This is a genomic window from Microbulbifer sp. (assembly GCF_051659245.1).
In the GTDB taxonomy this organism is placed as follows: Bacteria; Pseudomonadota; Gammaproteobacteria; order Pseudomonadales; family Cellvibrionaceae; genus Microbulbifer.
The window spans coordinates 1-10,426 of record NZ_JBOFOC010000009.1 but is presented as its reverse complement, the minus strand read 5'-3'; the positions used below and the strand labels follow the sequence as shown (position 1 = coordinate 10,426).

Sequence of the window (10,426 nt, the reverse complement as noted above, 5' to 3'; positions counted from 1 at the left end):
CCCGCGAACAGAGCCCGATCGCGGGCATGTCGGATGGCCGCCCCGCCGCTCTTACAAGGTGGCTCGCTTAAGCCAATGCAGGCTCCCTGTGAGTGAGTAGTTACCTCTGTGCTCCAAGGCTTTCGCTGCCAACCTTCAGCCTGCGCGCGGCCTATGGCCGTCCCGGCGGCAATCAGCTGGATCGCGTATTCCGCATTCCGCAATCATCACTCCGCATTAAACTTCAAGGTCGTAATCCATAATCACCGGGAGGTGGCTGGAGAAGTCCACATTCTTATTGATGGCGCCGTACTCGATGCGGTTTTTCAGGGTCTGGGACACTATCTGCATGTCCGTGCGCCACCCGTCCCCCTCGCCCACCTTGCCGCTGGGCCACCAGGTGAACTCGTCGGCGTCTTTGACAACCCGGCGGAAGGCATCCACATAGCCGATGTCGTTGAACAACTGGTCCAGCCAGCGCTGTTCGTGGCGCATAAAGCCGGGGGTGTCCTGGTAGTCCTGCCAGTTCTGCACGTCGGCACGGCGGTGGGCCATACTCCAGTTGCCGCAGAAGATAAAGTCGCGGCGTTTGCGGCTGATCTTTACCAGATGCGCCTGCATGTCGTCGAAAAACTGCACCTTCTTCTCCAGCGACGCCTCGTCCCTGGCTGCCGGCGCCAGCAGTGAGCCGACGCTCAGGCGCTCGAAATCCGCCTGCAGATAGCGGCCGTACATATCCTCGCCGTTGGAGAAGCCCATGCCGTAGATCAGCGCCTTGGGCTGGTAGCGGGTATAGATGGCGACGCCGTTCTCATGGGGATTGCCGGAATCGAAAAAGTAGCTGTAATAGCCGTCGGGGTGGAAGATCGGGTGGTCCAGTTCCGGCTCCAGCGAGCGCAGATCCTGCAGGCAGATGATATCCGCGTCCTGATCCGCCAACCAGTCGTAAAGACCGCGCTGCGCCGCCTGGTGCACTCCGTCTATCGACAGACTCACTATTCGCATTATTAGCCCCTTACCAGCGGACTGTGTATGATTACCCGCATTGTCACTAGCATTATTCGACTGTCATTCTCCGACAGGCATCTGTGGAGAAGTCTCCCTTCACCTTAGCCAATAGTTAATAAATTTCCATGCAGCAGTATCAGCGCGATTTTATCCAACTGGCCCTGGAGCACCAGGTGCTGTGTTTTGGCGATTACACACTGAAATCCGGCCGCCGCAGCCCCTATTTTTTCAATGCCGGCCGATTCCACACTGGCGCCGCGCTGGCGGCACTGGGGCGGGCCTATGCCGAGACGATTATGGCCTCGGGAGTGGAGTTCGATGTCATCTTCGGGCCGGCCTATAAGGGCATACCGCTGGGAGCGGTCACCGCCGTGGCGCTGGCAGAAAAAGGCGTGGACAAGCCCTTCTGCTACAACCGCAAAGAGGCCAAGGGTCACGGCGAAGGCGGAACCTTAGTGGGTGCGCCGCTCGTTGGCAAGGTTTTGATCATCGATGATGTAATTACGGCGGGCACCGCGGTGCGCGAAGTCATGCAAATCATCGCCGCGCAGGGGGCGGAGCCCGCCGGTGTGGTGATCGGCCTGAACCGGCAGGAAAAGGCCGGCGAGGACTGTGAACTGTCCGCTATCCAGCAGGTGGAGCGGCAGTACAATATCCCGGTGATCAGCATCGTGCAGCTGGATCACATTATCAGTTACCTGCGGGAGGCGTCGCAAGACAGCGGGGCCCTGCAGAAAATAGTGGACTATCGGCGGCGCTACGGTGTCTCCGGAAAACCCGACTAGCCCCTGTGAGAAGAGCGATGAAGATCGCCCCCCTGTTGCCTGCCACAATCCTCGCGCTCTCTGCCGCCTGCTCCCCCGTATGGGGGCAGGCCGCAAAAAAGGGGGATTTCGAGTTCACTGGCAAGGTGCTCTACCGCTACAAGGATGAGCAGGGTGTCCAGGTGTTGGACGACCTGGTGCCGCCCCGCTACATAGCCGGTGGCTACGAAGTTCTCAACCTCTCCGGGCGCGTGCTCAAAGTAGTGCCGCCTCAGCCCAGCGGGGAGGAACTGGCGGAACGGCGGCGCCGGGAGGCGCAGCGGGAAGAGGATCTCAAACTGCTCAAGCGCTACAACAGCGTGGCGGATATCGAGAGCGCGCGCTCGCGCAAACTGGCGGTGATAGAACAGGATATGGCGATCATGCGCTCCAACATCACCAGCCTTGGCCGACAAATTGAGCAGGAAGAAAACGCCGCCGCGCGCACCCAGCGCAACGGCCGCGATGTGGCACCGGAATTGCTGGCGCGTATCGCCGACCTGAAAGAGGAAATCGGGGTGTTGAAGGAGCGCCTGAGCCGGCGCGAGGCAGAAGCGGAGCGATTCAACAAAGAGTTTAATCGCGCCGCCAGCCGCTACGCGGAAATCTCCGAGTAGGGAGCGCCGCGCGCACCGTTGCTCGATCGGTGCGCGCGGCGCACCCTACCTACTGCACCAGCGCCGTCTCGCGAAAGAATCCCGCCATCAATACCGGCCACTGCTCCGTCCAGTACTCGGTGGGCTTGCGCTTGAAGCCGCTGCGCACGTACTGCACGATGCGCCCTTCGGCGCTGGCCAGCAGCAGGTTGGCGGCGCCGCCGAGAGGAATGGCCGGGCGCAGCTGCTCGCGCAGCTCCGCCTCGCGCAGGATCTGTTTCAACTGCGTTTCCAGGCGATCGAAGAACTGCAGAATGCGGCCGTGCAGCCGTTCGGTCTCGCCGGTGAGCGCATCCCCGGTGAGCAGCCGGGTGATGCCCGGATTGCGCTCGCAGAAGGCCAGCAGCAGGTGCAGGATCTTCTGGCAGCGCGCCAGGGCGGAGGGTTCCTCCTGCAGGATCAGGGACACGCGGCTGAAAACGGTGTCCTCGATAAACTCGATCAGGCCCTCGAACATCTTGGACTTGCTGGGAAAGTGGCGGTACAGCGCCGCCTCGGAAAAGCCCACTTCCTTGGCCAGGGCCGCGGTGGTAATGCGGGCGCCGGGACTGGCTTCCAGCATATGCGCCAGGGCCTGCAGTATCTGCTGGCGCCGGTTGATTTTTTCGCTGCTCATTGACTGCCTTGTTGTTATGCCTTTGAGAGTAAGCGCCTGTCTGGAATCTCTCTCTCGGTCCGGAGAGTTGTGCACAGAATTCCAAACAGGCCCTAAGCGGGAGCCGCCGCCGGCTCTGCCGGCTGAGAGAGGCGCGGGAATCCTAGCGATTTGTCTCGCGCGCATCAATGTTATCCGGCAATTGGGCCTGTGATTGCGCGCCATTGTTGGTGATCAGGGTGCCTACACCGGTATCGGTGAAAATTTCCAGTAGCACCGCGTGGGGGACGCGGCCGTCGATGATATGTGCGGAAGTAACCCCGGATTTCACCGCGTCCAGAGCGCAGGCGATCTTGGGCAGCATACCGCCGTAGATGGTGCCGTCGGCGATCAGCCCGTCCACCTGCAGGGTGCTGAGGCCGGTGAGCACTTCGCCTTCCCTGTTCTGCAGGCCCGCCACATTGGTGAGCAGCATCAGCTTTTCGGCGCGCAGGTACTCGGCGATCTTGCCGGCCACCAGATCCGCGTTGATATTGTAGGAAGCGCCGTCTTCGCCCACGCCGATGGGGGCGATCACCGGTATAAAGTCGCTGTGGATCAGCATATCGATAACATCGGTGTTGACGCTCTCCACTTCGCCCACATGGCCGATATCGATAATTTCCGAGGCGTGCAAGCCCGCGGCGGCGTTTTCCCGCTGCAGTTTCCTGGCGCGAATCAGCAGTCCGTCCTTGCCGGTCACGCCCACGGCGCGGCCGCCGTTGTTGTTGATCAGGTTGACGATCTGTTTGTTCACCGTGCCGCCGAGGACCATTTCCACGACGTCCATGGTCTCGCTGTCGGTGACCCGCATGCCGTCCACGAAGCGGGATTCGATGCTGAGTTTGTCCAGCAGCTCACCGATCTGCGGTCCACCGCCGTGCACCACCACCGGGTTCATGCCCACCAGTTTCATCAGGATAATGTCGCGGGCAAAGCTGTTCTGCAGCTTTTCATCCACCATGGCGTTGCCGCCGAATTTCACCACTATCGTCTTGCCGGTGAAGCGTTGGATATAGGGCAGCGCCTCGTTCAGTACCTGGGCGACGCGTAGGGCGGATTTCTGATCCAATGACATAAAGGGAAGTTCCTGTCCGTAGGTGCGCCGTGCGCACCGAAAGTGTTCCGGGGTTTCTAGACCAGCTGCCAGTCCGGTACCGCCAGCTTGGGATCGATTTTTTTCAATTGGGTCATCACCTGCTTGCGGATGCGCTCCAGCGCTTCCTCGGTTTCCGCCTCGAAACGCAGGGTGAGGGCGGCGCCGGTGTTGGAGGCGCGCACCAGGCCCCAGCCGTCGGCGTACTCGATGCGCAGGCCGTCGATGGTGTTGATATCCGCCGCGTCGAACTCGCCGGTGTTTTTCAGCTGCTCGATCAAAGCGAATTTCTCGCCCTCCTCCACCGGCAAAAGAATTTCCGGGGTGCTTACCAGCTGCGGCAGAGAATCGAGCAAGTCGTCCAGGCTCTGCTCGCGCAGCGCCATGATTTCCAGGATGCGCGCGGCGGCGTAGATGCCGTCGTCGAAGCCGAACCAGCGGTCCTTGATAAAAATATGCCCGGACAGTTCGCCGCCCAGCAGCGCACCGGTTTCCTGCATTTTGGTTTTCATGGGGGCGTGGCCGGTCTTCCACATGATCGGGCGGCCGCCGTACTGGTTCACCAACTGGCCGACGGCGCGGCTGCTTTTGACGTCGAACACCACATCTGCGCCGGGGTTGCGCGCGAGCACGTCCCGGGCCAGCAGCATCACCAGTTGGTCCGCCCAGGCGATGCGCCCGGAGGCGGAGACCAGGGTCACCCGGTCTCCGTCGCCGTCCAGGGCCACGCCCAGGTCGGCGCCGGTCTCGGTTACCTTTTCGATCAGGGCCTGAAGGTTTTCCGGTCGCGAGGGGTCCGGCGGATGGTTGGGAAAATCTCCGTCGATTTCACAAAACAGCGGGGTGACCGCGCAGCCCAGCTGTTCGAACAACCCCGGCGCCAACAGGGATGTGGCGCCATTGCCGGCGTCCACCACCAGGTGCGGTTGTCCCGCCAGCGCCACGTCGTTGTAGATCTGCTCGATATAGTTCTCGCGCACATCCTGTTGGCGGTTGCTGCCCTGTCCGCTTTTGAACGGGCCCTTTTGCATCAGTTGGCGCAGTCCCGAGAGCTTGTCCTCGGCCAGTGGACGCCCGCGCAACAGGATCTTGAAGCCGTTGTAGTCCGCCGGATTGTGGCTGGCGGTCACCATCACTCCGCTGCTGGTGTTTTTGCCGCGGACGCAGGCGTAGTAGAGCAGCGGTGAGGGTACCAGGCCCAGATCGATGCTGTTGCAGCCGCTGTCGAGGATTCCCTCGATCAGGCAGCTGGTCAGCAGTTCGCTGCTGTTGCGGCCATCGCGCCCCACCAGCAGGATTTTCTCCCCCGCGTGCTGGGCCAGGGTGCCCAGGGCGCGCCCCAACTGGTAGGCGAAGGGTTCGTTGATCTCCGAGCCGGCTATGCCGCGGATATCGTAGGCGCGGAACACGTGGCGGGGGAAGTCGGTGCCCAGTGGCGGCCGGGATTTCGCCGGAGCTTCTTCCACAACTTCTTCGCGTGCGTCGGGCGCGGTGACGGGCCGCGCGGGAACGGGCTCCCGCGGTTCCGGTGGCGGCTGGATCTGCCCGGCTTCCGGCTCCGCGTGGTCGGGTTTCCCCCCGCGCCTGTGTTGTTTCATTCTATTGTCGATGCGTTCCCAGGGCGCGGGGGCATTGCGGGGCAGGAAGCGCAGCAGCAACAGCAGGGAAACCAACAGCCCGAGCGCGGCGGCGATATAGCACCAGTGCGCCCCGAGACCGTGGCGCTGGGCGAAGCTGGCGGAGGGCTGGAACTGCACCTTCAGGTAGCTGCCGCTGACCGACGCGCTGGTGCTGCCGCCGTTGCCCTGCCCCGCCCGCCACAGTGTCTGCGGTATGCCGTCGGGAAATTTCTGGACCACGGCAAGGGCGCCGTCGATGTCGCCGCTGTCGAATTTCTCCAGGGCTTTTTCAATGGTGGAAAAAGGCTGGGTGATCAGCAGCAGCCCGCCCTCTGCGGCAACGGCGCTGTGCAGCTGCCAGCTGTCGCCGGCGCCGGTGCGCAGGAATTCCGCCGGCTGCGGGCCCTCTGTCTGGCTGCGCTTGAGCAGATCCACCAGGGCGAAATTGAGGGGAGGATTATTTCCCGCGCCGACGCGTACCCCGCCGTCGGCAAAAAACTGCGCGGAGGCCTGCGGCGGCAGGGCATCGCTCTTCTGTAATTCGACGGGGGTGTGACCGCCTTTGCCGATGCTCTCCAGCTGCCGGGCACGCCTGTCAAAATAGCGGCTCAGCTCGGCGGCATACTCCTCTCCCTGCCGCCGGGCCGCCTCCTCGGTCTGCGCGGCATTGCGGGGGGCGATGATATTGCGCTCGACGAGGTGGGCACCGCCCAGCCAGACCGCGGCGGCCAGCAGGGCCGGCAACAGCAGGCCACTGTGAATCAGGGGTTGACGATTTTGTTTGCGGGAAGACACGAAAGATTCCAATTATTGTGCAAATGCCCGGGCGGCTATGATTTCGATCAGCCGCTCGGCCAGTTCCGTTTTCAATGCCGGTGGCAGGACCTCGCTGCCGGTCCTGTCGATCACGGTAACGGCGTTGCGGTCGCTGTCAAAGCCGCCGTCCTCCGTGCTCACATCGTTGGCGACGATCAGGTCGAGTTTCTTGCGCACCAGCTTGTCCCGGGCATGCTCCAGTACCTTTTCCGTCTCCGCGGCGAAGCCGACGGTAAAGGGGCGCCGGCTGCTGCGCGCGGCGATGCCGGCGACGATATCCGGGTTCTTGACCAGCGCCAGGACGTCTTCCTCGCTGCCGTCCTGCTTCTTGATTTTCTGCTCCGCCACCGCTGCAGGACGAAAATCTGCCACCGCGGCGGCGGCGATAAACAGGTCGCACAGGTCCGCGGCGCGCTCGGCGGCATCGCGCATCTCCCGGCTGTCGATCACGTCGATACGCCTGACCCCCGGCGGTGTGGCCAGGGACACCGGCCCGGCGATCAGGGTGACCTCGGCGCCGGCGCGGCGCGCGGCGGCGGCCAGGGCGAAACCCATTTTGCCGGAGCTGTGATTGCTGAGGAAGCGCACCGGGTCCAGCGACTCGCGGGTGGGGCCGGCAGTGATCACCACCCTTTTGCCCGCCAGCGACGGGTTCGGTGCCAACAGGGCCTCCACTTCCGTCACCAGGGCGTCCGGCTCCAGCATGCGCCCGGGGCCCACGTCTCCACAGGCCTGGCTGCCCGCCGCCGGTCCCCAGATGCGGGTGTTGCGGTTCAACAGGGTTTGCCTGTTGGCGGCGGTGGCCGGGTGGCGCCACATGGCCTGGTTCATCGCCGGCGCCAGCGCCAGCTCCGCCTCGCTCGCCAGGCACAGGGTGGTGAGCAGGTCGTCCGCCATGCCCCCCGCCAGCTTGGCCATCAGATTGGCGCTGGCCGGGGCGATCAGGATCAGTTGGGCCCACTTGGCCAGTTCGATATGCCCCATGGCCGCTTCCGCCGCCGGGTCCAGCAGGTCGGTGTGCACCGGTTCGCCGGAGAGGGCCTGGAAGGTGAGCGGCTTTACAAACTCCTGTGCGCCCGCGGTCATCACCACCCGCACCCGGGCACCCCGCTCCTTCAGGCGGCGCACCAGGTCGGCGCTCTTGTAGGCGGCGATGCCGCCGGTGACGCCCAGCAGTATGTGTTTGTCGGCCAGGGAGGACATAGGCGCGGTTTCCGAAACAATATTTCCAAAATCGGGAGAGCGGGTAAGATTAGCATTTCTGTGCCCCGCGAATAAGGACAAACCGGGAGGGAGACCATGGCGATCACGGACTGGCCGGCGGCGGAGCGGCCGCGGGAGAAACTGTTGGAGCGGGGGCCGGAGGCGCTTTCGGATGCGGAGTTGCTGGCGATTTTCCTGCGCACGGGGATTCCCGGGCTCTCGGCGGTGGACCTGGCCCGCCAGCTGCTGGTGGATTTCGGCGGCCTGCGCCCGCTGCTGGAGGCGGACAAGCGGGAGTTCTGTCGCGGCAAAGGTCTGGGCGATGCCAAGTATGTGCAACTGCAGGCGGTACTGGAAATGGCCCGCCGCCACCTGGCGGAATCCCTGCAGCGCGCCGATGCCCTGCGCAGCCCCGATGCGGTGCGCAACTACCTGACCGCGCAGCTGCGCCACCGCCGGCGCGAGGTGTTCTGCTGCCTCTACCTGGACAGCCAGCACCGGGTCATCGCCTTCGAGGAGCTGTTCGAAGGCACCCTCAACGCCGCCAGCGTCTACCCGCGGGAAGTGGTCCAGGCGGCGCTGCACAAGGGCGCGGCGGCAGTGATCCTGGCCCACAACCACCCCTCCGGAGTGAGCGAGCCCAGCCAGGCGGACATCTGGATCACCGAGCGGTTGAGCCAGGCGCTGGAGCTGATGGACATCAAGGTGCTGGACCATATGATCGTGGGGGAAGGGGCGGCGCTGTCTTTTGCCGAGCAGGGGCTGATTTAGAATGCGGAATGCGGAATGCGGAATGCGGAATGCGGAATGCGGTGCCTGGCCTGGCACTCAGCTCTCTGTAGGAGCCTGCTTGCAGGCGAAAAGGGCGGAGCTCCGTAGCTGTTCGCTTGCAGGCAAGCTCCAACAGGCCGATTATGTTGTTCAGAACTTGCCCCCCACGGGCTCTTCTGGTATAAAACGCCGCTCTTTTGCGGCCGGGCCAGATTCTATACAGATACCGCGTCCGCCCAGGAACCGGATTAATCAGTCCCCGCACCGCTCCGTCACAGCGGGCTCGAGAGTTTTGAAGAGGCCATCAGATGTCCAAGGTATGTCAGGTCACCGGTAAGCGCCCGGTCACCGGTAACAATGTATCCCACGCTAAAAACCGCACCAAGCGCCGCTTTGTGCCCAACCTGCACAGCCACCGTTTCTGGGTCGAGTCCGAGAAGCGCTTCGTGAAGCTGCGGGTATCCGCCAAAGGTATGCGCGTGATCGATAAGAAAGGTATCGACAACGTGCTGAGCGAGCTGCGCGCCCGCGGCGAAAAAGTTTAACGGCGGCAGTCCGCTAAGAGATCGGAGACAGAACAATGCGTGAGAAAATTCGCCTGAATTCCAGCGCCGGAACCGGCCACTTTTACACTACTGACAAAAATAAGCGCAACATGCCGGAAAAAATGGAGATCAAGAAATACGATCCCGTTGTCCGCAAGCATGTGATGTACAAAGAAGGCAAGATCAAGTAATTGTCTGTCCTGTACAGTTCGGAAAAGCCCGGTTATTGCCGGGCTTTTTTGTGGCTGGATGTTGGGGACTCGGGACCCGAAAGAATAGCTCCCCTCTCCCCTTTGGGGAGAGGGGCTGGGGGAGAGGGGCATGCCGGAATTGCCAGAAGTAGAGACCACCCGCCGCGGCCTGGCTCCACACCTGGAGGGGCATACGGTGCGCTCGGCCAGGGTGCGTCAGCGCCGACTGCGCTGGCCGGTGGAGAAGGGGTTCGAGAGGCGTATTTCCGGCGCAAAGATTCTGCGTCTGGAGCGCCGCGCCAAATACCTGTTGGTGCACACCGACCGGGGCTGCGCCATCTGGCACCTGGGCATGTCCGGCAGCCTGCGCCTCGTAGGTCCGGAGTGTGCGGCGGAAAAACACGATCATATCGATTGGCAACTGGATAGCGGCCCGATCCTGCGCTACCGCGATCCCCGCCGCTTCGGCGCCCTGCTGTGGACCGGCGGAGAGCCCGCGGAACACGAACTGCTCGCCCACCTGGGCCCGGAACCGCTGTCCGGCGACTTTCACGGCGACTATCTGTTTTCCGCCTCCCGCGGCCGCCGCCAGGCGGTCAAGGCGCTGATCATGGACGGGCGCATCGTCGTGGGAGTGGGCAACATCTACGCCAGCGAGGCACTGTTTCTCGCCGGTATCCGCCCGGACAAGGCCGCCGGCTCCATTTCCCGCGCCCGCTACCTGCGCCTGGCCGACGCCATCAAGGAAGTGCTGGCGCGCGCTATCGAACAGGGCGGTACCACCCTGCGCGACTTTATCGGCGGCGACGGCCAACCCGGCTACTTCGCCCAGCAGCTCAACGTCTACGGCCGCGCCGGCCAGCCCTGCCCCGACTGTGGCCGCGCGATCCGCGACCTGATCCTGGCTCAGCGCAACACCTTCTTCTGCAGCCGCTGCCAGCGCTGAAAGATTCTCTATTCAGCGCAGACCCTAATACCGCTACCTTAAGCGTTGTTTCGGTCGTAGGATGGGCAAAGGAGCGTAGCGACGTGCCCATCTTCCGGGACCTTGATGGGCACGCTACGCTTTGCCCATCCTACAAATATGCCGATTTTCGACTTAAGG

11 protein-coding genes are annotated in these 10,426 nt (G+C 63.2%); 6 read left to right on the top strand and 5 right to left on the bottom strand.

Annotation, left to right across the window (positions count from 1 at the left end):
- Nucleotides 1-216: 216 nt before the first annotated feature.
- Nucleotides 217-984, bottom strand: a complete 768-nt coding sequence (locus ACRC0P_RS00770) for an exodeoxyribonuclease III (protein ID WP_438627538.1) — start codon at nucleotides 982-984, stop codon at nucleotides 217-219.
- A 128-nt stretch (nucleotides 985-1,112) separates the two neighbouring features.
- Here ACRC0P_RS00770 and pyrE point away from each other — a divergent pair, with 128 nt between their 5' ends.
- Both pyrE and ACRC0P_RS00760 read left to right on the top strand, forming a co-directional pair.
- A complete protein-coding gene (pyrE, locus tag ACRC0P_RS00765; RefSeq protein WP_438627536.1) occupies nucleotides 1,113-1,772 on the top strand; it encodes an orotate phosphoribosyltransferase in 660 nt (219 codons plus the stop codon).
- Between the two features lie 17 nt (nucleotides 1,773-1,789).
- Complete coding sequence (locus ACRC0P_RS00760) at nucleotides 1,790-2,407, top strand: hypothetical protein (protein WP_438627535.1); 618 nt, start codon at nucleotides 1,790-1,792, stop codon at nucleotides 2,405-2,407.
- A 49-nt stretch (nucleotides 2,408-2,456) separates the two neighbouring features.
- Here the strand turns inward: ACRC0P_RS00760 and slmA are convergent, their stop codons facing one another.
- From slmA to coaBC, 4 genes are all read right to left on the bottom strand, one after another.
- Entirely contained in the window at nucleotides 2,457-3,062 is a 606-nt protein-coding gene (slmA, locus tag ACRC0P_RS00755; RefSeq protein ID WP_438627533.1) for a nucleoid occlusion factor SlmA, read from the bottom strand.
- Between the two features lie 142 nt (nucleotides 3,063-3,204).
- A complete protein-coding gene (gene argB, locus ACRC0P_RS00750) occupies nucleotides 3,205-4,158 on the bottom strand; it encodes an acetylglutamate kinase (RefSeq protein WP_438627531.1) in 954 nt (317 codons plus the stop codon).
- Nucleotides 4,159-4,214: 56 nt separating this feature from the next.
- Nucleotides 4,215-6,590, bottom strand: a complete 2,376-nt coding sequence (locus ACRC0P_RS00745; RefSeq protein ID WP_438627529.1) for a phosphomannomutase/phosphoglucomutase — start codon at nucleotides 6,588-6,590, stop codon at nucleotides 4,215-4,217.
- 12 nt (nucleotides 6,591-6,602) lie between these two features.
- Nucleotides 6,603-7,814 carry a bifunctional phosphopantothenoylcysteine decarboxylase/phosphopantothenate--cysteine ligase CoaBC gene (gene coaBC / locus ACRC0P_RS00740; protein ID WP_438627527.1) on the bottom strand — a complete coding sequence of 404 codons (1,212 nt, stop codon included), beginning with the start codon at nucleotides 7,812-7,814 and terminating at the stop codon, nucleotides 6,603-6,605.
- Nucleotides 7,815-7,910: 96 nt separating this feature from the next.
- Between coaBC and radC the strand changes: the two genes are divergently transcribed.
- From radC to mutM, 4 genes are all read left to right on the top strand, one after another.
- On the top strand, nucleotides 7,911-8,585 hold the full coding sequence (gene radC, locus ACRC0P_RS00735; protein WP_438627525.1) for a RadC family protein: 675 nt from the start codon (nucleotides 7,911-7,913) through the stop codon (nucleotides 8,583-8,585).
- A gap of 308 nt (nucleotides 8,586-8,893) precedes the next feature.
- On the top strand, nucleotides 8,894-9,130 hold the full coding sequence (gene rpmB, locus ACRC0P_RS00730) for a 50S ribosomal protein L28 (protein WP_438627523.1): 237 nt from the start codon (nucleotides 8,894-8,896) through the stop codon (nucleotides 9,128-9,130).
- A 35-nt stretch (nucleotides 9,131-9,165) separates the two neighbouring features.
- Entirely contained in the window at nucleotides 9,166-9,321 is a 156-nt protein-coding gene (gene rpmG, locus ACRC0P_RS00725; protein ID WP_183460242.1) for a 50S ribosomal protein L33, read from the top strand.
- 130 nt (nucleotides 9,322-9,451) lie between these two features.
- Nucleotides 9,452-10,267: a bifunctional DNA-formamidopyrimidine glycosylase/DNA-(apurinic or apyrimidinic site) lyase gene (mutM, locus tag ACRC0P_RS00720; RefSeq protein ID WP_438627521.1), complete on the top strand. Its 816-nt coding sequence runs from the start codon at nucleotides 9,452-9,454 to the stop codon at nucleotides 10,265-10,267.
- Nucleotides 10,268-10,426: the final 159 nt, after the last annotated feature.